The sequence below is a fragment of the Gemmatimonas sp. UBA7669 genome (assembly GCF_002483225.1).
GTDB lineage: Bacteria > Gemmatimonadota > Gemmatimonadetes > Gemmatimonadales > Gemmatimonadaceae > Gemmatimonas.
Genome location: NZ_DLHL01000049.1, coordinates 1 through 24,653 on the forward strand (window position 1 = coordinate 1; position 24,653 = coordinate 24,653).

Below are 24,653 nucleotides of genomic sequence, written 5' to 3' on the forward strand. Positions count from 1 at the left end.
ACCCCGACCCCGACCCCGACCCCAGCCGCAGTATCCGGTCGCAAACGATCGCGACTCCCATATCATTCGTTGCTGTTCTCTCATTTCGATATCGTATCTGGCCATCTCAACTCCCAATTCCCGTCTCTGGCGTCTCAAGCAACGAGATCCATGAAGCCAGAGCCGGGAACCGAAGACTGCGCGATATCAAAAGATCTTCAGATTGATGAATTTCCGCGGATTCTTCTTGAACTCCGCCACCAGCGAGTCTGTGCGCAGCAGCAGGGTGTCCAGTCTCGCGTACAGCGCCGGATCATTCATCAGCTTGCCCACCGTGCCGTTGCCCGTGTTGATCTTGGTCACCAGGCCCTGCACTTCCTGATTCGTCACCCGCAGTTCGCGTGTGAGCGCCTCGAGGCTGGCTGACGTGGCCTGCAGGTTTTTCGTGGTCGAGTCCACCTTGGCCGAGTCCACGCTGGCGAGGGTCTTGCGCAGCTGCTCCTGTGTGCGCGTCAGCTCGGCCGACTGCGCCGCCACCACCTGGCTGAGTTGCGCCACCAGCTTCGTCACGTCGGTCACCGTGCGCCGCACGTCGCGCAGGCCACTGTCGGCCACGAACTGATTGCGCGTTTCCGTGGTCAGCGCGAGGATGTTGGCCGCGATTGAATCGCCCTTGGTGAGCAGCTCGCCGGTGCCTGGCGTGCCTTCACCCACCGGAATGGTGTCACCCTTGGGCAGATAGCCCTGACGTCCCATTTCCGGCGTGAGCGCAATGAGCTGATCACCAAAGATGCCGTTGGGTTCCACGGTGGCCGTGGTGCCCAGCGGAATCTGGTGCTCATTCTGCACCTGCAGCCGCACCGCAATGGTGCCGTCGGGAATGAGGCGGACTTCGTCCACGAAGCCCACCTGCACGCCCGCCAGCAGCACCGGCTGCCCCTGCTTGAGTCCCGCGCCCCAGGGGAAGCGCGCGAACATGGGGTAGCCCTTGGAGAGACCGCCGCGGGCAATCCAGATCGTGCCCCCGAGGCCGAGGATGATGGCGGTCAGCAGCAAGAGACCCACCAGGACTTCGTCACGTCGCTTGGTCGTCATGAATGCAGAGTGGCGTCAGGCCTTACGCCTGGATGAAGGGAGCCAGCACGGCGGCCACAATGGCGTCGAGCACGAGAATGGACACCGAGGCAATCACCACCGCCTTGGCCGTGGACTTGCCCACGCCCTCGGCACCGGCCTCGGTCACATACCCTTCGTAGCTGGACACGAAGGCGATGGCCGCGCCGAAGGACGTGGCCTTGATGAGCGAGTAGACCACCTGAAACGGCGTGAACGCGAGCCTGAGGCCCGACACGAAATCGTCGGTGCGCACGTCCGTGGCCAGAATGAGCGTCAGCCACGCACTGAAGATGGCGGCCGTGTTGGCCAGCACCACCAGCGTGGGCAGCATCACCACACCTGCCAGAAAACGGGGCAGGGCCAGATAAGCCACCGGATCGAACGAAAGCGTTTCCAGCGCGTCGATCTGCTCGGTGACACGCATGGTGCCGATTTCCGCTGTCATGCGCGCACCCACGCGGCCCGTGAGCACGAGCGCCGTGAGCAGTGGCCCAAGCTCAAGCACGATGGACTGACGCGCAATGAGTCCGACCACGGACAACTGCACACCGGGGAACAGCTGGAAGCGCGTCTGGAAGGCGGTCACCCCACCGAGAAACGCGGCCACGATCACGGTCAGCGGTACCGACTCCACACCGATCCGATGCATCTGCCGGATCATCTCGGGAAACCAGGTCCCGGGGTCACGGAAGCCGCGTACGATGTCGCGAGCAAAGAACGCGCGCGCGCCGAAGGCCTTGAGCAGCACGGCGGTACGGCGCATGGCCAGCTCACCGATCATGTACGCACCCGCGCCAGCAGGATGAGCGCGAAGAAGCCGCCCAGGATATTGGGTATCCACGCCGCGAGTTCAGGGGCGACCAGTCCCTTGCCGCCGATGCTCTTGGTGAGCTGAATGAGCACGAGAAACACCACGGTCGTGGCCAGGCTGACGGCAATGCCGTACGCCGCGCCGCCCCGCTGTGAGCTGGTGGCCATCGGGGCGCCGAACAGGGCAATGATGAGACAGGTGACCGGAATGGCGATCTTCAGCATCCGCTCCACCTTGAGCATGTTCACGTCGGCGCCAGAGCGTTCGAGAATGCCGATGAATCGCGTGAGTTCGGCGAAACGCATTTCCGAAGGCTCGCGCTCCGTGGAGCGCAATTCCTGCGGCGATTCACGCATGTCGCGGTCCACCAGCGAGTCGAAGCGGATGACGATATCGGTGCTGGGAGTGGGCAGCACGTGCATGGTGCCCTTCTGCAGCATCCACTGCCCGTCGCCGCGGTAATTGCCCTTCGCCGAGGCAATGAGCAGTCCCGGCTGCTGCTTGGACGCCCGTTCCTCGATCTCGATGTTGTCCACGTACTCTTCCTTCACATTCAGCGTGTAGATGCGGTACACACGTCCCGCTTCGCTTGCGAAGGCAAAGTTGTAGCGGTCATCATCGCGCGAGTTGTTGGCGCCGGCCAAAAGCCGCAAGCGCTCGGCATTGGCCGGAGGCGCCACCTCGCTGAATACCAGGTCAAGTCCCATGGCCAACGTGGCCATGACCAGAATGGGCGCGATGAAGCGATAAAAGCTGATGCCCGAGGCCTTGGCTGCCGTGATCTCCGAGTAGCGCGTGAAAGTGCTGATGGAGAACACCGTGGCAAACAGCACGGCGGCCGGCAGAATCATGAACAGCGTGTCGGGAATCCAGTACAGGTAGCTCAATGCCACGGCCTTCACGGTCAACTTGCGCTCGGTGTACCGGCGCAGGTTGTCCACGAGGTCAATGACGAATACCAGGACCGGAAACCCCAGCAGCATCGCGCCAAAAATGCGCGTGAACTCGCCCGCGATGTAGCGATCGAGCGGCGTGATGAAGCGGCCCCTCACGCGGACACCGCCGGCTCCGCGGTGTCTCGGCCCTTGGCCTTGGCCTTGGCTGCGCGAGCCAGCGCCTTGCGTGCCTTGCGGTCGGCCCGCCACTCGGCGAAGCCGCCGCCACGCGAGTTGTCCGTGGTGGATTCGACGCGCCACAGCAGCGCCACGCCCGCCAGTGCGAACACGACGTTGGCAATCCACATGGCCACATAGGCCGGCAACTGGCCCTTGTCGGCCAAGGCTTCACCACCCATGAGACAAATGTAGTAGAGACCGAACACCACGATGCTCACCCCGATGGTCACCCCCACACCACCGCGCGGAAAACGCAGGGCAATAGGCGGGCCGAACAGCACAAACACGAAGCAGGCCAGCGACAGCGCGAACTTCTTGTGGATTTCCACCGCCAGGCTGTCCAGTGACTCGCGCGCGGCAATGAGCTGGAGGCCCGTGGCGTTGACGGCACCCAGCGCGACCGCCGCCTCGCTGGTATCGGTGGGCTGGGCCTGCACGGCCTGCGTCATGGGGTCCACACCTGCGGCGCGCAGGGCCGAGTCCTGGGAGTAGGTGAGGCCGGGCGCCGGCGTGTAGCTGCCACGTGGCAACACGGGGATGCCATTGATGGGCGGGGGGAACTGCCCTGCCACCTGAGCCGAGTCCGGCGAACCGGGGACAGGAACACCCGGAACCGGTTGCCCGGGCACCGGCTGACCGGGGACCGGCGAACCGGGAACGGGCGTGGCGGGTACGGCAACCGGCACCACCACCGAGTCCCGCCGCGTGCTGTCGCGCCGGACAGTGTCCTGCCGAACGGAGTCCTGCCGAATCGAATCCTGGACGATACTGTCCTGGCCGAGCGCCTGGGCCTCGGCCTTCTTGGGCAGGAAAAGACCGGCGATGCGTCCGAGGAACTGCTCACAATAGAGCGCGGCCAGCGGCTCGGCCCTGGGGCGCGGGCGCGGCGGGGTGATGCGCCGCCCGCTCACTTTCCGCAGGCGGTCGGTGTTGCTGACGTACTCCTGACGAATGCGCTCCACGTCAACGGCATCCGAACGGTAGCGCCGGTGCATCTCGCACACCGTCATTTCGCGGTCGCCCTTGAAGGCATCGCTGCCACTCGAGTTCTCGAAACCCTGCGCAATGCCCTTCTGACGCACCGTCTGCGTCTCGAAGAAGCTGCGCTGCAGCCGATGACTCTCGCCGCGCACAAACTCCTGCGCGAAGCCGTCATACAACTGAATGACCATGTCGCGGCCATTCGGGTCGAGCGAAATCACGCCGCTGTCCGCGTACACCGTCTTGCGTTCGATGCCCTTGGACAGGTCGTAGATGACGACATCATAGATGCGGTTCGTTTCCGCATTCACGCGCGCGACGCGCATGAAGAACATTTCGGTGATCATGTTCATGGACTGCTCGCGCAGGGCCACGGTGGGCTTGGTGCGCGCGATGTCCTGCTGCAGAATGCGGAGACGGTGATTGGCCGCCGGCAGCACCTGATCATTGAACCAGATCATGCCGATGGACAGCGCGAAGGCACAGGCCAGCACCGGCGCCATGAGGGTGCGCACCCGCACGCCACTGGCCTTGAAGGCCGTGATCTCGTGCTCGGCGGCCATGCGGCCGAACGCGTAGAGTGTGGCCACCAGCACCGCCATGGGCATCGTCATGGCGATGGTGAAGGGCAGGGACAACACGAAAAACTCGCCGATCGCAGCCCATGGCAGGCCCTTGCCGGCGAGATTGGCCAACTGCCGCGCCACGTACTGCAGCATGAGCAGTGACGTGAGCGCGGACAGGGCGAAGACGAGCGGGCCCACATGCTCGCGGACGATATAGCGTGTAAGGAGCTTCACGACGTAAATTCCCCGGAGACCACCCGCTTTATCAAGGGCGCGCCTTCGCCAATTCGCGAAACGGCGCGTTCGCAGTTCATGACCGGTACGTCGGCCTCCCCTGCAGCCTTACGGGCAGGGCGTCGTACCCCACTCTCGGAGTTCGGTGCGCAGGCTGCTCCAGACATGGGCACGCGCGATGTCCGGAGCCTTTCGCGCGCCGGTGTCCGTGGCTGTTTCGGTGGTGCTGGCACTGGCCGTGGCCCCTCTGGGGCCGGTCGGCCTGGAGGCGCAGGATAGCGCCTCCCGCGCCCTCCCCGAAGGCCTGCGCGTGCCCGGACCCACCCGGGCGCGACTCGACTCGCTCCTGTCCACCTGGACCCTGCGCCGACCCCCTCGGCTCGGCCTGTTCACCCCCACCCTCATCGCGCGCCCCGATGCGGGCGCCGTGGCCGAGCAGGTGGTGCGCGCCAATGAGCGCGCCCGGGCCGGCCGGATGCAGCGGGTGTGGGAGCGGACCATCTACCGCGCCTTTTCCGCCCAGAGCGTGGTGCAGGTGGCGGCGGAGGACGAGCCCGACCCGGTGACGGGCGTCACCACGCCCCCGGTGCCGCCCGTGGTCACGGACACCGTAGCCGCCGACACCACCGGCCCCCGTCCCGGCGCGCTGGTGCCCTTGGCGCCCGACGCCCGGCCCTCGGCGCAGCAGAGTGCCGCCGACTTCCTCGACGACATCGGCGATCTGGGCATCTCGCTCGAGTCCCGGCTCGAGGCCAAGGTGCAGCGCACCAAGAACGATCGCTGTACCGCCAACCAGCTCACCATCATCGGCAACAACTGCTTCGGTTCGCCGCTGCTGCCCACGTTTGACTTCCAGTTCAACATCCGCACCGGTGGTGTGGTGGCTGAACGGGTGTTTCTGAACGTGGACTACAACTCACAGCGCGAGTTCGATGCCTCCAACAACATCTCGGTCCGCTACCAAGGCAAAACCGACGAAATCCTGCAGTCACTCGAAGTCGGCAACGTGTCGCTGCAGGTGCCCACCTCGCGTTTCCTCACCTCGGGCATTCCCTCGGGTAACTACGGCATTCAGGCCACGGGTCAGCTCGGGGCCATGCGCTTCACGTCCATCGTGGCGCAGCAGAAGGGCAATGTCTCCAAGGACAATGTCTACACGGTGGGTGAGCGCACGCAGAAGACCGAGCAGCGCATCATTGAAGACATTCAGATCCAGCCGCGACAGTTCTTCTTCACCATCGATCCGCAATTGCTGCCGGGCTATCCCAACGTGGACCTGCTCAACCGCCAGCAGTTGCAGCAGCTCGCGGCGCAGTTGCCGGACAGCCTGCGGCCGGTGCGTGTTTATGTGTACCGCCAGCTCATCGGCGCGGCCAACCAGAACCCCCGGGCGCCGCAGTTCTCCGTGCGGGGGGCGCGCAATCCGGCACGGCAGATCTACGAGGTGCTGCGCGAGAACGTCGACTACTATCTCGACCCGTCGGGACTCTGGATTGCACTCACCCGCCCGGTGAACCCCAACAACGAGCGCCTCGCGGTGGCCTATGAGGTCAACGTGGGCGGCCGACCGGGACGCAACCCAAACACCGGCGGTACACCAGACATCGAGTTCACCGCCGAGCCGCAGTTCGCCAACCTGCTCTGGGAGCCCGAGCTGCAGCCCAGCAACGCGTCATACTTCCGGCGCGAGATCAAGTCGGTCTATCGACTGGGCGGCGAAGACGTGCAGCGCGAGTCCATCTCGCTCAAGCTCGTTACCGGCACATCGGGCGATCAGGAAAAGCCCATCGACCCTTCGCGCGGCGAAACCTATCTGCAGGTCTTTGGGCTCTCGCAGGCCACCAACTCGGCCATCTTCGACGTCGAGAATCGCGTCTGGCCGCGGCCCAACGACAACAACTTCCGCGCCAACTTCTCGGGCGGCGGACAGCAGAAGCTCATCCCCGATTACTTCGTCGTCTTCCCGTCGCTGCAGCCCTTTGCGCGCGCGGGGCTCGCGCAGCCGGCGGCCAATCCGGCCAACGACACGCTCTACACCTACCCCAACGAGTACCTCTACTCGGCACAGCGTCCGCAGGCCATCTACCGCATGGTGGCCACCTATCTGAGTGAGGGGGGCGGTGGCAGTCAGAGCATCAGACTCTCGAGCATTCAGGTACGCCCGAACTCCGAGCGCGTCGTCATTGAAGGACGTGAGCTGGTCAAGGACACCGACTACGCCATCGACTACGAACTGGGGCTCATCACCTTCTCGCGGCCGGACACCTTGTTTGCGCGGCCACGACAGGTCTCGGTGCGTTACGAGGAGAATCCGCTCTTCGCCATCGCGCCCACCACCATTCTCGGTTTTGCGTCGCAGTTCCCGCTCGACAACGGTCAGTTGTCGTTCACGGCCATTTCGCAGTCGCAGCGCTCCGCATTGACGCGGCCGCCTCTCGGCTTCGAACCGGTGGGGTCGCTGGTGGCCGGTGTGACCGGCAACATGCAGTGGGACGCCACCGCGCTGTCGTCGGCGCTGCGCAAGCTGCCGTTCCGCCAGACCAACACGCCATCGCGCATCGCGCTGCAGGGCGAGTTTGCGCTCAGCAAGCCGCAGCCCAATGCGGCTGGACAGGCCTACATCGAAAGCTTTGAGGGCGAGGCCGAGCGCCAGATCGGCCTGGTGGAAGGTTCGTGGTACTACAGCTCACGCCCCGCACTCGGCCAGTCGCTGGCGGGCGGCGCCAATTCCATCTTCACGCTGCCGCGCGCTTCCACGCTGGCCTATCAGAACAATGGCGTGGACGCGGTGGGCAACTTCGTGCAGTTCAACATCCAGCAGATCGATCCGGCGGTGCGCATCGTGGGTGGTGGTGTGCAGCCCGCCGAGCAACTGCTGTGGATGACCCTGTATCCGCTGCGCACGGGTGGCATTTTCGATTTTGTGCCGGGCACCTCGCAGCGTCGCTTTGCGTGGACCGTGGGTGGCACGAGTTCCGTGGGCCCCACTCCCACCGGACGGCGATGGCGGTCCCTGCGCACCGTGCTCTCTCCGAGCGGTGCGGACCTGTCACGCATCGAGAATCTCGAGTTCTTCGTGCTCGTGCAGTCGGAAGACGCCAAGGTGCGCCGCAATCCCACCCTGGTGTTCGACTTTGGTGAGATCAGTGAGAACAGCGTGACCTTTGCGCCGGAAACGCTGGTCATCAACGCGCCCGTGCGGCCCGGTCTGCCCGTAGACAGCACCTATCGCGGCAAACGACTGGTGGGCTACGACTCACTCGACACTGAGCGTGACCGTCTCTCCCGCGCGTTCAACGCCATCGAGAACGACATCGGTCTGGCCGGCGATCGGGTGGACACCCTGGTGGTCATCGATAACACCGGGCCCACGCCGGTCGTGCGCCGCGAAACCAACCGTTTGCTCTGTCAGGCGTCCGTGCAGATCGTGCAGGTGCTGGGCGACAGCCGCGCCAATTGCACCGCACGCAACAACCGTTTGGACGAAGAGGACATTGACCTCGACGGGCAGCTCAACCTGCCATCCAGCGCCGCGGATCTCGAGTCCATCAAGCGCTTCGTGGTGGATCTGAGCGACAAGCGCAACTGGACCCGCGTCGGGCGCTGCTACCAGCAGCAGGATTCCACGGCCAATGGCATCACGGCGGATTCACTCTGCTGGGTGCAGGTGCGTCTCAACTGGCGGGCGCCGGCCGAGGAGCTGAACAGTCCCAATGATCGCCGCGTGCGGGCCATGCGCATGACCATGGTGTCGGGTGCGCAAACGGCTGACGACGAGTTCGTGCGCATCGCGCTCGCGCGCTTCCGGCTGGTGGGCGCACCATGGCTCAAGCGTGGCAACGAGCCGATCGCCGGCATGGCCGGCGATTCCAGCGGCACCGTGGGCGGTTACGTCGTGGCCAGTGTGGTGGGCACACTGGACTCCACGTCCGTGCTGCCTTACACCCCGCCACCCGGCGTGGTGGAAGCGCCGGAGAATCAACAGAGCGGTTACGAGAACACGCGCATTCAGGTCAACGAACGTGCGCTGCGCCTGCAGGCCGGTTTGCCCGGACGCCAGTTCCGCAATTTCGATCGCGCCGAAGCGTTCTTCCGTTTCCCCGAAGGCACCAAGACCTTCATGGGCTACCGCACGCTGCGTGTGTGGATGCGCGGGCGCGGCAATGGCTGGGGCGAGCAGGGTGAGCTCAACGGCTACATCAAGGTGGGCCGCGACGAGCACAACTTCTACATGTATCGCACGCCCGTGAACACGGGCAGCACACAGAGCGCATGGTTGCCCGAGGTGAACGTCGACCTCACCCGCTTCCAGGTGCTGCGCGCGCGACTCGAAAACGCCTTCCTCAACAACAGCGCCGATTCCATCCAGTGCAGCGGCCGCGATCTCGAACTCATCAACCGGTCGGGCAAACCGCGTGGACTGGCGGTGCGACGCTTCGCCGTCTGCGAGGACGGCTACATCGTCTACAGCGCTGATCCGGCGGTCACACCGCCCAATCTCGCCGGTGTGCAGGAACTGGCGGTGGGCTTTGTGCGCGTGGACAGCGTGGCGCGCAGTGGCAGCGGCATCATGGCCGGCGATACCCTCGAACTCTGGGTCAACGACATTCGCCTCACCGACGTCGTGGACGACGTCGGCTTTGCCGGCGAGCTGGGCCTCACCATGAATGCCGGTGATCTGGCCGACTTCCGCGTCAATCTCAGTCGACGGGACCCGAACTTCCGGCAGCTCAATGAAACGCCAAGCTTCCTCACCACGAGTGGCGTGAATCTGGGCACCACCTTGCACCTCGAGCGCATGCTACCACAGCGCCTCGGGCTGGCGTTGCCATTCAGCGTGGACTACGCGGGCTCCGGTGTCGATCAGTTGTTCATCAATCGCAGTGACGTGCGCGCCGGCGGCATCGAGGGGTTGCGCAATCCACGCGACCGCCGCATCAACTATGCGCTCGCACTGCGCCGTGCCCAGCCGCTTACCAGCGGTTGGTATGCGCCGCTGGTGAACGGACTCTCGTTCAATGGGGCGTGGAGCACCGGCCAATCGCAGAGTGCGTTCCAGGAGCAAACCAGCAACACCTACGTCATGGGCGGTGGTCTGTCACTCAGTGGCGACACGCGCGAGTCGGGCCTGCCGCGTTTCGTCAACGCCCTGTTCAACATTCTGCCATCGGCGCTGCGCGAGTCAGAGGCCATCAAGGCCTTCCGGGCACAGAAATTCCGCTGGTCGCCCACGACATTCCGTTTGTCCAGTTCGCTGGCACGCACTGCCAACACCACCACCTCGTTCACCAAGGCGGCCGCGTCGCCTACTGACACCGGCCAAACCGTGTCGGGCCTGACACATTTCTGGTCCAACAACGCGCAGCTCGAGTTCCGGCCAACGCCCAGTCTCTCGGCCAGCATGAGCGCGCGGCAGTTGCTCGACCTGCGCGACTACCGCGCCACGGCACAGGTGCCTGACAGCACCGATCGCGGCGAGGCGGCGTGGGCAGAACGCCTGTCGGTGCTGGGCACCAGTCTCGGTCTCGAACGCGAACGCTCGCTGACTTCGGCGCTGCAGTTTGCGCCCACCGTGTCGCCGTGGCTGCGTCCGCGGGCCGACTTCACCAGTTCCTTCACGCTCAACAAAGACCCGAACGCGCGCGTGCTGCTGCGCGAGGGTGACAGCACCGGTGCGTACCGGCTGCCGCGGCGACTGGGCGCGGCGCAGTCGCTCAATATGGGTACCACCGTCGACTTCGGTCGCCTCATCACGCTGCGAACGGGCGACAATAGTCGCTGGCGCCGTTTGGGCAATGTGTTCGCACCCATCGACGTGCAGTGGCAGCAGAGCCTCACGTCCAACTACGACAACACCGCATTCATCCCCGGATACGGATTCCAGTTCGGCCTTGGTGGCCTGAACGACTTCCGCGGCACCGACTCGCGCCTGGCCTCCACGGCGGGCCGTTTGCGGCGTACCACGCTGGGCGGGTCGCTCAACCTGCCGTTCTCCTTCACGCTCATTTCGCGCATGGAGAATGGCACGACCGAGACCTGGACGCGGCGCTCGCTCGATGGATTCCAGGCGCTCATCACCAGTACGCAGGTGGTGTATCCCGACATGCGTCTGCGCTGGTCGTGGCGTCCGCAGAAGCTCAAGGGGGTCATTTCGCAGCTCAACGTGGACGGCACCTACAACGTGAGCGAGCAGGAAACCAACATCCCCAACGAGACGGGCGGTCTGGCCGATCGCAGTCTCCTCACGGCCACGCGTCGCCCGCTCTCAGCCAACATCACCTGGGCCTTCCTCGGCAACCTCACCACGCTGGCGCAGTATTCCACCGAGGAGCGCGAGGAATTGCGGCCCGGTGCACTGACCAACACCGAGACGGTGCGCTCGTCGTTTGATGTGGGCCGCAGCTTCCGCCTGCCGAAGAGCTGGAACACGCGCAGCGGGCAGATGCGGGCCAACCTGTCGTACCAGAGTGAGCGGAATCTCTCCGTGGTGTCCGGTTCCACCATTACCGACCTGTTGGGCAACACCGTCAACACGGCGCCGGCGGTGCTCACCAACAACGGTCGTCGCGCGTTCAATCTGAATGCCAATTCGGATCTCAACGAGCTGCTCACCTTCCAGCTCACCAGCAGTTACGTGGTCACCTACGACCGCAACTTCAACCGGCAGACCTCCAGCCTGATTCTGTCCACCACGCTGCAGTTGCGGTTCTTTGCGGGCGAACTGCGATAGAACGAGGTGTGGCGACGCGCGCTGCGTTGCCATGACCCATCTGCCGTAGAAATGGTCACGCTGCCGGCGCCAGGCGTCACTATGGTGGCGCATGGCAACGGCGGACGAAAAGAAGGCGATGGCCTTTCTGCTGGCGGTGGCGCTGGTGGGCGCGGGCGTGCGCTGGGTAGGCGTGCAGCGCTTCGAGTCGGACCTGTCGCGTCAGGTGGACCGCAGCGCGCCGGCCGCTGGTGCAGCGCGGGCTCTGGCCGCGCAGTTGGCGGCCATCGATTCCCTGCGGGCTGTGCCGCGCAAATCGCGCACACTCCCCAAGTCGGCCAAGTCGGCCAAGTCGGCCAAGTCGGCGACGGCCAGTTCGGCCGCGGCCAAGCCGCCGCGTCAGGCCACCGGCCAGCCTGAACGCATCGACGTCAATAGCGCCACCGCCGCCGAACTGGAACGTCTGCCGCGGGTCGGTCCGGCCCTGGCCCAGCGCATCGTCGACTACCGCCAGCGTCAGGGTCCCTTCCAGGCGCCGGAGGACCTCCGTCACGTCCGTGGCATCGGTCCATCCACCGTTCACCTGCTGGAACCCCTGGTGACGTTTTCGGGCCGGCACCGTCCATGACACAGTGAGGGACCCGCCCGGTCCCGCCATTCGGGTTTTCCTGGAAACTGACGGAACTACAGCATCATGGCCGCTCCCGCTGCACCACTCTCCGGTCGGGCAACTGAACGCATCGGCGACCTCCTGGTAAAGGAGGGGCTGCTGAGCAAGGAAAACCTGGCGAAGGCGCTGCAGGAGCAATCCAATAATCCCGGGCAGCGGCTTGGCCTGACCGTGGTCAAAATGGGCATGGTGCCCGAGACCGACGTGGTGCGCATGCTGGCGCGGCAGTACCGCATGCCAGCCGTCGACCTCTCGCGTTTCGAAGTGGACACGCGGCTGCTCAAGCTTGTGCCGGCCGAACTGGCCTCCAAGCACACCGTGCTGCCGCTCAAGCGTGATGGCCGTCAGCTCACCGTGGCCATTGCCGACCCCACCGCCATGTCGGTGGTGGAAGACCTCAAGTTCATCACGCGCTACGACATCATCCCCGTGCTGGCGGGTGAGTACTCCATGCGCGCGGCCATCGAAAAGCACTACGAGGCCAATGAAATCCACATGCAGTCGCTGCTGCAGGACATCGCAGGCGCCGACGACGATGTGGAGGTGCTGGAGAGCCAGGAAGACACCACCGACGTCAATGTGCTCGCCGCGCAGGTGGATGAGGCGCCGGTCGTCAAGCTCATCAACGCCATCCTGGTTGATGCCGTGACCAAGGGCGCGTCGGACATTCACTTCGAGTGCTTCGAACACGAGCTGCGCGTGCGCTACCGTATTGACGGTGCGCTGGTGGAAGTCATGAAGCCGCCCATGAAGATGCGCGCCGCCCTCATCTCGCGCTTCAAGATCATGGCCTCGCTGAACATTGCCGAGCGTCGCGTGCCGCAGGACGGCCGAATCAAGCTCAAGGTGGGCAAGAAGGTCATCGACTTCCGCGTGAGTACGCTGCCTACGCTCTTCGGCGAAAAGGTCGTGCTGCGAATTCTCGACAAGGGCAACCTCACGCTCGAACTCGAGAAGTTCGGCATCGAGCCGCGCGCCGAGCGCGAGCTCATGGAGGCCATCTCCAATCCCTACGGCATGGTGCTGGTCACCGGCCCCACGGGATCGGGCAAGACCACCACGCTCTACTCGGCCTTGTCCAAGATCAACACCGGCGACACCAACATCATGACCGCCGAAGATCCCGTGGAGTACAACCTCTTCGGTATCAACCAGGTGCTGGTGCGCAACGAAATCGGTATGACCTTCGCCGCGGCCCTCAAGGCCTTCCTGCGACAGGATCCGAACGTCATCATGGTCGGCGAAATCCGAGACCTCGAGACGGGCGGCATTGCCATCAAGGCCGCGCTCACCGGCCACATGGTCATGAGCACACTGCACACCAACTCGGCGCCGGAAACCATCACGCGTCTGTTGGACATGGGCCTCGAGTCCTTCAACGTGGCCTCGGCGCTTAATCTCATTCTGGCGCAGCGTCTCGTGCGCCGCATCTGCAGCAAGTGCAAGGTCAAGTACACGCCCGATGTGGCCGAGCTGACCGGCGCCAAGGTGAAGTACGAGACCACGCTGCGCGAGCTGCGCTTCACCGACGAGGCCCTGAATAACGCCAGGGCCAAGGCCTCGCCGGAGGCCCTGCCGCATCTCGCCAACCTGTCGCTCGATACCACCATTGGCGAGCTGCCCTTCTTCAAGGGCCACGGCTGCGATGCCTGTGGAGGCACGGGCCTCAAGGGCCGCCAGGGTCTCTATGAGGTGATGTTCATGACGCCGTCGCTCAAGAAGCTCGTCATGACCAATGCCGACGTGCAGACCCTGCGCGACGCCGCCATTACCGAGGGCATGCTGACCCTGCGCATGGACGGCTGGCTCAAGGTGCTCAAGGGGGTGACCACCCTCGAACAGGTCATCCGTGAAACATCAAGTTGAGAAAGTGTGACGGTTCGTTTCCCCGTTCCGGCGCGGCTCGTCCAGCCTCCGGGACGAACACACGTCCACGGCCCATCCACGACATCCGATGACTGCACCAGCCCCATCCACCGTCTCACTGCGCACGCTGCTCGATGAAATGATCGAGCGCGGGGCCTCGGACCTGCACATCTCGGCAGGCGACCGGCCCAAGCTGCGCGTGGACGGCGACATCGTGCCTTCGCTGGTGGAGCAGGTGCTCACCCCACGCGACACCCTGCAGCTGGCCTACTCGGTGCTCACCGAGAACCAGAAGAAGCGCTTCGAGATGGAGGACGAGCTGGACTTCTCGTTCGGCATCGCCAATCTCTCGCGTTTCCGTGGCAATGTGTTCAAGCAGCGTGGCTGCGTGAGCATGGTCATCCGCTGCATTCCCTTCCAGATCAAGACGTTTGCCGAGCTGCAGCTGCCCTCGGTGATTGCCGGCTTTGCCGAGCGTCCGCGCGGCCTGGTGCTGGTCACGGGGCCCACGGGCTCCGGCAAGAGCACCACGCTGGCCGCCATGATCGACAAGATCAATACGGAACGCCGCGGCCACATCATCACGGTGGAAGACCCCATCGAGTTCATCCACCGGCACCGCAACTGCATCATCAACCAGCGCGAAGTGGGTGCCGACACCAAGAGTTTTGCCTCGGCCCTCAAGTACGCGCTGCGTGAAGATCCCGACGTCATCCTGATTGGCGAAATGCGCGACCTGGAGACCATCCAGGCCGCGCTCACCATTGCCGAAACCGGTCACCTCGTGTTTGCCACGCTGCACACCAACAGCGCGGCCGAGGCCATCAACCGCATCATCGACGTCTTTCCGAGCCATCAGCAGAGCCAGGTGCGTGCGCAGTTGGCCTTCGTGCTCGAGGGCATCATCACGCAGGTGCTGCTGCCCAAGCTCACCGGGCGCGGCCGCGCGATGGCGGCGGAAATCCTCGTCGTCACGCCGGCCATCCGGGCGCTCATTCGTGACGACAAGGTGCACCAGATCTATTCGCTCATGCAGTCCGGCAAGAAGTTCGGCATGCAGACCATGAACGATGCGTTGTATCAGTTGTACGTGACGCGGCAGGTGAGTGCCGATGAATGCGTGCGCTCGTCGGGTGATCCGAACGAGTTCCTGCGCATGATTGGCAAGGCGCCGGGCGAAGACCCCAGCAGTGGCAATGGCAACGGTGCGCGTCCGGGTGACCGGGCGCTGGCCGGCGCCGGCCGTCGCTGAGTGCCGTCGCTGCGCGCCGTGATGTCGCTGCCTACCTGACCAGACCGCCGAGCCCTTTCGGAGACACAGATGCCCACGTTTGCCTATACGGCCCGATCGCAGAACGGCGATCTCAAGTCGGCCACCATCGAGGCCCCGAGCCGGGACGACGCCGTCGCCCAGTTGCGGCGTCAGCGCCTGACCATCGTCAAGGTGGACGAGGCCAAGGCGGTGCCCGCCAAGAGCCTCGGGTCGATCAAGATGCGGGACATCGTGATCTTCACGCGCCAGTTCTCCACCATGATCAACGCCGGTCTGCCGCTGGTGCAGGCCCTCGACATTCTGGCGCGCCAGAGTGAGAACAAGGCGCTGAGCGCCGTGGTGCGGCAGGTGGTGTTCGACGTGGAGTCGGGCAACACGGTGGCCGACGCCATGCGCAAGCATCCCAAGGCGTTCTCCGACCTGTACACGAACATGGTGGCCGCCGGTGAGGCGGGTGGTATTCTCGATACCATCCTCAACCGTCTGGCCGTGTTCATGGAAAAGAATGACGCCCTGGTCCGAAAGGTGAAGGGCGCCATGATCTATCCCACGGTCATCATGTGTGTGGCGGCGCTCTGCGTGGTCATTCTGCTGTGGAAGGTCATTCCCGTGTTCGCCAACATGTTCGGCAGCGTGGGCATGGAACTGCCGTTGCCCACGCAGGTGGTGATCGCGCTGTCGGGCCTGCTCAACTCCTACTGGTGGGCGCTGATTGGTGGCGTGGCCGCTGCGGCGTTCGGCATCAAGACCTTCTACAAGACCAACGAAGGTCAGCTGATGATCGACCGTATGCTGCTGCGCGTGCCCGTGCTGGGCGACGTGCTGCGCAAGTCGGCCGTGTCGCGTTTCACGCGCACGCTGGGCACGCTCATTTCGTCGGGTGTGAGCATTCTCGACGGGCTCGAGATCACGGCCCGCACCTCGGGCAACCGCGTGGTGCAGGACGCCATCATGGGCAGCCGCGCCAGCATCGCCGGCGGTGACACCATTGCCGGCCCGCTGCAGAAGAGCGACGTGTTTCCGCCCATGGTGATCAGCATGATTGCCGTGGGTGAGCAGACCGGCGGCCTGGACGAGATGCTGACCAAGATTGCCGACTTCTACGATGACGAAGTGGACGCGGCCGTGAGCGCGCTGCTCTCCCTGCTCGAGCCGGTGATGATCGTGTTCCTCGGCGTGGTGGTGGGCGGCATGATCGTCGCCATGTACCTGCCGATCTTCGACATGGTGAATGCGGTGGGGTGAGGCGGCGAAGGCGGGTGTTGCTCACGCCGATTGGTGGCGAGAACGGAAGCGGGGCCGGTCGACAGACCGGCCCCGTTCTGTATATCTACGCCGCCATCGGCCAATCCTTGTACATCGCCTCTGCCTGCTTCATCACGGCGTCAAGGAGAACATCGAGGTCTTCAGCCCGCACCCGACGCCGGTTCAGTACGCGTTTGACGGCGGCTCTCACATCCGCCTTCACCTGGTCACGATGGGGCTGCGTCCACTCCACCTTGAGCCGGGCCTTCACTGTCTGCACCACGTCGTGAACCAGGTCGCGGAGAAAGCCAGGCTCATACGCGCTCTCCATGTTCGTCGCGAGCGCATCGTAGAAGGCCACCTCCTCCGGCTCCAGGCCCAGCGCTGCCGCACGCGCCTCATCGGCATCCAGTTCCTTCTTGATCTCGAGCATCGCCTTGATCACGGCGGCGGCGTCCACGAGGCGGTTGTGATACTGCTGGATGGTCTTCTCGAGCAGCTCACGGAAGGAGCGATCCTTGGTCAGGTTCCGTGAGCGCCGCCGATCCAGCTCGTCGCGAAGCAGCTTCTCGAGGAGCCTGAGCCGGAGGTTCTCGCGCGGATGCTCCTTGAACGTCTGCAGGAAACGGTCGTCGAGAATCGAGATATCCGCCAATTCTATTCCGGCAGCGCGGAAGATATCCACCACACCGGCTGCATCGACGCTGTCGTCGACCAGGTCGCGCACGGCGCGCTCGATATCCCGGCTCGGCACACGCCCGGGGAGCGCCTTCCTCAGTTGCTTGCGGACCCGCTGCGCATAGATCACTTCGTCGGCATGGGGCCGGCACTCGTCCAAATGCTTCACCAGCAGGAACGCATGGGTGAGCCGCTGCTCAGCGTCGAGGAACGCGTCGCGTCGGGCATCGTTGTCGGCCAGCGTGCCATACACCAGCGCGTAGAGATCTTCGAGTGCAATGCCCGAGAGCCGGCGCCACGCACCGTAGTCCGGTCCTGGCGGCAGCGTTTCGCGTAGCGCGGCGAGCGCCGCCTGGAACAGCGGCACTGCCTCGCTGCTCACATCGGGTGCAGGCTCTCCTCGGCCACCACCAGCCGTATAGGTGCTGGTGGCCTCACGCAGGTCGTCGCCGATGCCGATGTAGTCGACCACCAACCCGTGAGGCTTGTCACGAAAGACGCGATTCACCCGGCTGATGGCCTGGATGATGGTGTGGCCGCGCATCGGCTTGTCCACGTAGAGCGTGTGCAGGCACGGAATGTCGGTTCCGGTAAGCCACATGTCACACACAATCACCATGGCGAGTGGGTCGTCAGGGTCCTTGAACCGCTTCTTGAGCGCCTCGCGCTGCTTCTTTGTGGTCAGGTGTCCCGCTTCACTCCACTCGGGCGGATCACGCGTGATGTCTCCCGTCATCACGATCTGGACTTCCGGGCATCCGGGTAGTGCAGTGAGTGCGTCATACAGCCGGACGCAGTTTTCCCGCGTCATGCACACCACCATGGCCTTTCCCGCGAGCGTCGCGGTGCGTTCGCGGTAGTGTGCCAGCAGGTCGGAGGCGAGTGACTTCACCCGGTCGCGCGCACCCGCCGCAGCGGCCAGTGCGGCCCACTTGGACTTGCGGCGCTCGAGCTCGTCCTGCGGCTCTCCCTCTACGATATCCTCGAGCGCCTCGTCCAGGTCAGTCCGCGATAGGTGCAGTTTGATCTGCCGGGGCGCATAGAAGATGGGGACGGTGGCCTGGTCCTCCTGTGACTGACGGATGTCGTACGTGTGAATCAGGTTTCCAAACACCGCGACGGTATCAGCACCCGCGAACGACACCGGTGTGCCGGTGAAGCCGATGAATCGTGCATTGGGAAGTGCCTCGCGCAGGTAGCGCGCAAAGCCTCCCGCAAATCCGTACTGCGAACGATGCGCCTCGTCGGCAATGACGATCACGTTCTGCCGCGTGGAGAGTACGGGGTGCTCCATCTCGCCATCGTCGAGCTGAAACTTGGCGGTAGTGGTGAAGACCACCTCGCCGGCCTCACCCGTGAGCAGCTCGCGCAGCCTGCCAACGCTGCCCGCGTGGTTGACGTCACCCACAAGATCGCGCACCAATACGAACTGGTCGTACAACTGATTGTCGAGATCGGTGCGGTCTACCTGGATGACGAAAGTGGGGTTGGCGAGTTCCGGCGCGCGGCGCAGCATTCCCACCAGAAATGCCATCGTGAGCGATTTGCCTGAGCCGGTCGTGTGCCATACGACTCCGAGTCGACGATCGGCCCCAGGGCGCACGGCGGCAATTGCCCGTTCGGCTGCAGCCTGCACCGCAAAGAACTGGTGGTACTTGGCGCCCTTCTTGGTGATCTGTTCGTTCGCGATCTCGAAGAGCACGAAGTCCCGCACGTAGCGGAGCAGGCGCTGTGGTGTCAGCAGCCCCTCGACGAGCGTCTTCATCGTTGCGGTGGTGCCGGGCTCCACATCCACGCCGTCGATGGACTTCCACGGCGCGTACCACTCCATGCCGGCTGGCCACTGGCCGTGCAGGCTCGTCACGCCGTCCGACACCACACAGAGGGCGTTGAAGTCGAACAGCTGCGGGATGTCGTGGGTGTAGTGTTGGACCTGCGTCCACGCGTGCTCTACGGTTGGCGCTTCGGCCCAAGGGTTCTTGAGCTCGAGTACGACAAGCGGGAGACCATTCACATACAGCACGATGTCAGGACGGCGGTCATTCTGGCCGCGGACCGGCAGCTGATTCACGACCTGGAAGTCGTTTGCCTCCGGCCGCTCCCAGTCGATGCCCCAGACGTACACCGATTCCCGGCGGCCATCGGGATACTCCACCGGGAGCTCGAGCCCCTTCATCAGATCCCGGTGGAACGCGAGGTTGCGGCGGATGGTATCGACCCCATCCGGACGCGCCAGGCGGGCCACTGCCTCGTCGAGCGCGCCGCCCGGCAGATCGGAGTAGCGGCGGGCGAGGTTGCCGCGCAGGATGTCCCGCAGCACCACCTGCTCCGGCGGCCGGTCGAGCTCGAGCCCCCAAAGATGGGTGTAGCCGACCTGCTCCAGTCGTTCGATGGTGGTGCGCTCGAAGTCGGTTTCGGTGCCGCGGTGCTGGGACATATGGGCCAATGCTAAAGACGGCTAAAGACGGGCTTAAGCCATGGCGATTTGAGGACGGCTTTAGAAAAGCCTTGAAAGACAACAGTTTACAGGATCTCTATAGCCCATGGCGTGGCGTTGGTGATCAAAGGGCATCGGTACGATCTAAGGCGCGGACGAATCGGAAGCCTCTTCTGGGCCCTCGTCCGGCCCCGGGTACCAGCGAGCCCAGCGCCGCAGCCCACGCGGGTGAACTTCGCCGCTGCGACGCATCTCCGCGAGGAGCAACTGGACCCTGCGCTGCCCAAGCTGAGGCAAGACCTGTACAAGGTCAGCGAGCGGACTCCCCTCGGTGGCGTTCTCCCGGATGTGTTTGACCAGGAGCGCCTTGTTGGTGTCGTGATCGAGCCCGCGTTTTCGCGTATACGTGCCGCGCTCGCCCAGCTGCCCGTAGAGCGCCCGTGACAGCAGCAGCCGCCGACCGACTCGTTCGATGGCGCCGAGATCGATGAGCCGCTTCACCTGCGCGCGGAGCGTGTCCGGCACCAGTTCCTCCCGCTGTACGTGGTCGAGGACGAGATAGTCCCGCGTGGTGAACGACTCCAAACGTTCAGCCCCGAGCTTCTCGAGAAAGCGCACGAAAGCCGGATTGCCGATCTCGCCATGCAAGATGAGACGCACCTGATGATCGTCCGTGCCGGTGAAGTCGGGCCGCGGCTGGCTGTTGCGGATCAATCGCTCGTACATGCGATCCATACCCTGTCCAGATCGCTCGACGAGCCGGCATCGGGACAGGGCCTCGGCGATACAGCGGTTCCGCGGCTCCTGCCGATCCAGCACGTTCTCCGGCGTGATGCCCGGCGGGAAGCCACCGGGACTCACGATCTCGAGGCGCCTGGGGAACTGTCGAACGAATACCGAGCCCGGGCGGCGGTAGTCGCGGTGGCTGATCGCGTTGAGCAGTGCCTCGCGGACCACGGCCTCGTCGAAGGTGGGAAGCTCGACCCGAAAGAGACCGTCGAGCACCATCTGTCGGTCGTTCCGGAGATTGATGCGCTCCCACAACTCTTCATACCACGCGAAGAAGCCGCGCCGGAATTCGAGCCGCTGCTGATAGGGCAGGGAGCCATCGGACGAGCGATACTCGAAGATGACCTCGGCGGCGGCGAGGTGCTGGCGGAGTGCGTCTTCGCTGCCCAGCAGGATGAGCGCCGCGCGGGTCAACGACCCGCCGACAAACAGACCGGCATCGGAGAGCAACTGCGCAGTGGAGAGACTGCGAACAGCGGGGTTGCCGGAGCGCGTGGCCCATACCGAGCGGAAGTTCTCAACGGCCACGGCATCGAGCGCATCGAAGCCGACCTGCGCCACGGCGCCGGCACTGAAGTCCGGTTCCGACTCCGCCGCGATCTGCTGCAGCCGGTCGAACGACATGGGTACGAGTTGTTCACCGGCACGCATGAGATAGCGTCCGTCGCGCTGCAGCGCTTCACCACGGGGACGTGAGAGCGCATGGAACACCACCACGCGCCCCTCCGGGTGTATGATTTCTTCGACGTCGATGCGCCGCCGGAGCACCTGCCAGGCCTGTTCGCGCGCATGCTGCACATCGGGGAACGCGGCCGTGCCCACGATGCGCCGCGGACGCGCGTTGCTCACGCCGAGCACGAGTTTTCCTCCGCCCTCGTTGGCGAGCGCCACGCAGTAGTCGAGCGCCTTCTGGAACTCGAAGGAGACCTTGGCCTCCTTGAATTCCAGGTGCTCGTCCTCGCGAGGCGCGTTGAGCCAGCGTTCGAGTTCGGCGAGCGACGTGGACATGTTCAGGTTAGACGGCGGCGCCGACCGCGCGTTCAGCGTCGCGCAGGCGGATGGCGCCGGACAGGAGTTGCGGGAGGAGTGTGTCGCGGAGGGCGGCGAGGGTGCGGTTTTCGCGTTCGTTTGAGTGAATGCGCAGATACAGTGGTTCTATGACATCCGCCGCACTCTCCACCACCTGCGATGGAGGAAGGGCAACTCGAACTTGAGACAGATGCTCCCGCTTGATGTGTCCCATCGTGGTTGCCTTCCCTGCAGCTATCTCCTGAAACTGGGGGAGGGCAAAGTCGAGGTGATGATGAACAAACCACTGAGGCCAGGTGCTGCATATGACCTTAAAGATGTGCTGGTTTATCAGCGACTCCTCGCCGTGCCATCGTGCCACTCGCAGGCTTCCCGACCAGGAGAAAAGGAGATCACCCGCGCGAGCGATATTTTCATCGCTTGCGGCGACATCGTTAAATACGGTCGAGCCACGTGCTTCACCTCCCAGTTCAGCGATTCGAATCACCATTCGGCCAACGCCAGAGGCTCGGGTGGTAAAGTTTCGGCCATTTACGAAGGACGCGAGATCACGAATGGTTCCAATACGCCAGCCATTGGGCAGTGAATCGCCTAAACCTGACGCGAATGCCGAAGGCACTCGCTCGTGTAGCGCGGGCGAGACTCCCAACGCTCGCCGCCCCTCGGCCTTAGCCACGACCGGGTCGAAGTCCACAAACCACGAACGAAAGAGCGCAGCCGCCGTCGCTTCCAGGGTGTGGTTCATGCGTCGGTTGGACTGTAGCTTCGCCTCGATCGACCACAACAGTCGTGCAATTCCATTCTGCTCGTGTATCGATGGGAGGTCGAACTCGAACGCCTCAATTCGCGAGGGTGCCGTGTGCACGATCTTCGTCCCGGAAGACGAAGCAACGAGTTCTTTGTTCAGCTCGCGCCACAGGAACAACCAGTAGACGAAGTCGGCAGATACCGCCTCGGGCTCGGAAATCACCACCTTTCCTATCCGTTGGTTGTGCAGGTATGTGCGCCCATCGTCCGGAACCCGAGCCGGGAGACCGAGGATTTCACCTCCCGGCGTCTGGCACGTCATCACTACCAGTATGTCCCCGGGGTCTAGCTCGTACTCCTTCGGGTAATCACCGCGATACTCCTTCCATGTTGTATTGCCAACTCTGAAGCCGCCCGCATAGTCGAAGTTCCCGATGGAAACCACGATGGGTAGGCCGGTAAGCTCCAATGCGAAGCTGTCGCTCTTAAACGGCCAGCCATGTTTGATTCGAAGCAGCTCGCCAAGCGAGCAGCGACGCCATGAACTAGTCATCTGGCATCACCGTCGCGAGGCACTCGCGAATCAGACTCGAAAGTCGCTCCGACTCCCGGAGTTGTTCGTCGAGAGTCGCTAACAGCTCTGGGAAACGATCCTCAAATGGAACTTCGTCGTCGTCGGTACCAATGTTTCCCACATACCGCCCCGGCGTCAGTGCGTATCCATGTCCCCGCACCTCGTCGAGCGAGGCCACCCGACAGAACCCCGGCGCTGCCTCCGGTGCGCCGGTCCGACGAAACTCGCGATACACGGCCGCAATGCGCTCGATTTCCTCGTCGGTCAGTTGCTTCTGCTTGCGCGACCCTGGCATCAGTGCACCGAGCTTCTTCCCGTCGATGAACAGGATTTCGCCCTCTCGATTACGGAAGCCGTTCCCGCCCTTGCGACTCTTCGAAAGGAACCACAGCGCACACGGAATCTGGGTGTTCGCGAACAGCTGGCCCGTGAGCTGAACCACGCAGTCCACGTAGCCGCCCTCCACCAAGGCCTTCCGCACGGCGAGGCGCGCAATTTCCGATGTGGAAAGCTCGCCCGTTGCCATCACGAATCCCGCCGAACCGCCCTCCTTGAGGTGGTGGAGGAAGTGCAACATCCACATGCTGTTCGCGTTCTTCGCCGCGAGCGGCAGTCGCTCGCCATCCACCACGAGTCGCGGATCGTCAGGCGCGATGCGCTGCGCGCCCCAGCCGTTCTCTCCCTTGGCGCCGTCGTTGAACGGCGGGTTGGCGAGGATGTAGTCGGCCTTAAGCGTCGCGTGCTGGTCGTTGTCGTAGGAGCTTCCGAGCTTCACGTTTCCGTCCAGCCCGTGGATGAACAGGTTCATGCGGCAGAGCCGGTAGGTGAACTCCTTGTATTCCTGCCCCGCGAACGACAGTTGATGACTGTGCTTCGTGAACAGATCCGACTGCACGAACATGCCGCCCGACCCGCAGCAAGGGTCGTACACCACGCCACGCTCCGGTTCGAGCATGGCCACCAGGGTCTTCACGATGCTGGCCGGCGTGAAGTACTCGCCGCCGCGTTTGCCTTCGCTGCTCGCAAATTCTCCAATGAAATACTCGTAGATCCGGCCGAGCAGGTCCTCGCCGCCGTGGTCCTGTCGGAACACCTCACGGGAGAAGAGTGAGATCAGTCCCGCGAGATGCTCGGCTTCCATGTTGGAGCCCCCGTAGATGCGCGGCAGGAGGCCTCGCAATTTGTCGGGGTAGGTTGTCTCGAGGAGTTCGAGCGCGTCGTCTACGATGCGCTTGATTTCCGGGTTCCGCGCATTGGCGACGAGATACTCCCAGCTCGCCTTCGGCGGCACCACAAACGCGCCAGCGCTCCGGTACTCGTCGGCGTCCTCAAGGATGCGCGCGGCCGCCTCGGCGTTGGTGGTGTAGTACTCGCTCTTGGGCTCAGCGATCAGCCGGCGCAGCTCTTCCCGGCGCTTCTCGAAACGCAGTGAAAGAAAGCGCAGGAAGATGATGGGCAGGACGTAGCGCTTGTAATCGGGCGGTTCGATGGCGCCGCGGAGAGAAACGGCGGCCTGCCAGAGGTCTTGTGTGAGCGTGGCGAGGCCGCTTCCCGGTTGATCCGTGGTCGGGGCGGCTGAACGGCGCTTGGCGCGAGGAGGCACAGTACAAGGGAAGGGCGGGAATGACTGCGTGTGCTGAGCAAACCACAACATAGTGCGAAGCTCGCACGAGAGCGGCCCGTGGACATTCGTGCAATTGTTCGTCGTGGTGATGGCCTCCGCTCAGTGTCGCGCGCCGACAGGCGGCGTGTTCGAAAAGCGCAAAGACCTACTGGCCAAGTGATACCGGATAATCAATGGTCGGCTAAACAATGTCTAGTCCTGAAAAATGTC

13 protein-coding genes are annotated in these 24,653 nt (G+C 64.0%); 5 read left to right on the plus strand and 8 right to left on the minus strand.

Annotation, left to right across the window (positions count from 1 at the left end; all coding sequences use genetic code 11):
- Positions 1 to 186 precede the first annotated feature (186 nt).
- The 4 genes from B2747_RS13940 to B2747_RS13955 are packed head-to-tail and all read right to left on the minus strand — an operon-like array spanning position 187 to position 4,802.
- Complete coding sequence (locus tag B2747_RS13940) at positions 187 to 1,074, minus strand: MlaD family protein (protein WP_291162113.1); 888 nt, start codon at positions 1,072 to 1,074, stop codon at positions 187 to 189.
- Between the two features lie 22 nt (positions 1,075 to 1,096).
- Positions 1,097 to 1,858: an MlaE family ABC transporter permease gene (locus tag B2747_RS13945; protein WP_291162116.1), complete on the minus strand. Its 762-nt coding sequence runs from the start codon at positions 1,856 to 1,858 to the stop codon at positions 1,097 to 1,099.
- A 14-nt stretch (positions 1,859 to 1,872) separates the two neighbouring features.
- Positions 1,873 to 2,958 (minus strand): LptF/LptG family permease, encoded by a 1,086-nt coding sequence (locus B2747_RS13950; protein ID WP_291162119.1) that lies wholly within the window; start codon positions 2,956 to 2,958, stop codon positions 1,873 to 1,875.
- Complete coding sequence (locus B2747_RS13955; RefSeq protein ID WP_291162122.1) at positions 2,955 to 4,802, minus strand: LptF/LptG family permease; 1,848 nt, start codon at positions 4,800 to 4,802, stop codon at positions 2,955 to 2,957. Before B2747_RS13955 ends, B2747_RS13950 begins: the two co-directional genes overlap by 4 nt.
- A gap of 178 nt (positions 4,803 to 4,980) precedes the next feature.
- Here B2747_RS13955 and sprA point away from each other — a divergent pair, with 178 nt between their 5' ends.
- The 5 genes from sprA (at position 4,981) to B2747_RS13980 (ending at position 16,565) form a co-directional block, all read left to right on the plus strand.
- A complete protein-coding gene (gene sprA, locus B2747_RS13960) occupies positions 4,981 to 11,532 on the plus strand; it encodes a cell surface protein SprA (protein ID WP_291162125.1) in 6,552 nt (2,183 codons plus the stop codon).
- A 91-nt stretch (positions 11,533 to 11,623) separates the two neighbouring features.
- The gene (locus tag B2747_RS13965; RefSeq protein WP_291162128.1) at positions 11,624 to 12,139 is read left to right on the plus strand and encodes a ComEA family DNA-binding protein; all 516 of its coding nucleotides are present in this window, start codon (positions 11,624 to 11,626) and stop codon (positions 12,137 to 12,139) included.
- Between the two features lie 66 nt (positions 12,140 to 12,205).
- The gene (locus B2747_RS13970) at positions 12,206 to 14,047 is read left to right on the plus strand and encodes a GspE/PulE family protein (RefSeq protein WP_291162131.1); all 1,842 of its coding nucleotides are present in this window, start codon (positions 12,206 to 12,208) and stop codon (positions 14,045 to 14,047) included.
- Between the two features lie 88 nt (positions 14,048 to 14,135).
- A complete protein-coding gene (locus B2747_RS13975) occupies positions 14,136 to 15,299 on the plus strand; it encodes a type IV pilus twitching motility protein PilT (protein WP_291162134.1) in 1,164 nt (387 codons plus the stop codon).
- 69 nt (positions 15,300 to 15,368) lie between these two features.
- On the plus strand, positions 15,369 to 16,565 hold the full coding sequence (locus tag B2747_RS13980) for a type II secretion system F family protein (RefSeq protein ID WP_291162138.1): 1,197 nt from the start codon (positions 15,369 to 15,371) through the stop codon (positions 16,563 to 16,565).
- 85 nt (positions 16,566 to 16,650) lie between these two features.
- On the opposite strand, the gene B2747_RS13985 is transcribed toward B2747_RS13980, so the two are convergent.
- The 4 genes from B2747_RS13985 to B2747_RS14000 all read right to left on the minus strand — a co-directional run bounded on the left by B2747_RS13985 (position 16,651) and on the right by B2747_RS14000 (position 24,470).
- Entirely contained in the window at positions 16,651 to 19,680 is a 3,030-nt protein-coding gene (locus tag B2747_RS13985; RefSeq protein ID WP_291162141.1) for a type I restriction endonuclease subunit R, read from the minus strand.
- 144 nt (positions 19,681 to 19,824) lie between these two features.
- Positions 19,825 to 21,477: an ATP-binding protein gene (locus tag B2747_RS13990; RefSeq protein WP_291162144.1), complete on the minus strand. Its 1,653-nt coding sequence runs from the start codon at positions 21,475 to 21,477 to the stop codon at positions 19,825 to 19,827.
- A 7-nt stretch (positions 21,478 to 21,484) separates the two neighbouring features.
- Entirely contained in the window at positions 21,485 to 22,798 is a 1,314-nt protein-coding gene (locus B2747_RS13995) for a restriction endonuclease subunit S (protein ID WP_291162146.1), read from the minus strand.
- Positions 22,791 to 24,470 carry a type I restriction-modification system subunit M gene (locus B2747_RS14000; protein ID WP_291162148.1) on the minus strand — a complete coding sequence of 560 codons (1,680 nt, stop codon included), beginning with the start codon at positions 24,468 to 24,470 and terminating at the stop codon, positions 22,791 to 22,793. The genes B2747_RS13995 and B2747_RS14000 overlap by 8 nt, the downstream gene beginning before the upstream one ends.
- Positions 24,471 to 24,653: the final 183 nt, after the last annotated feature.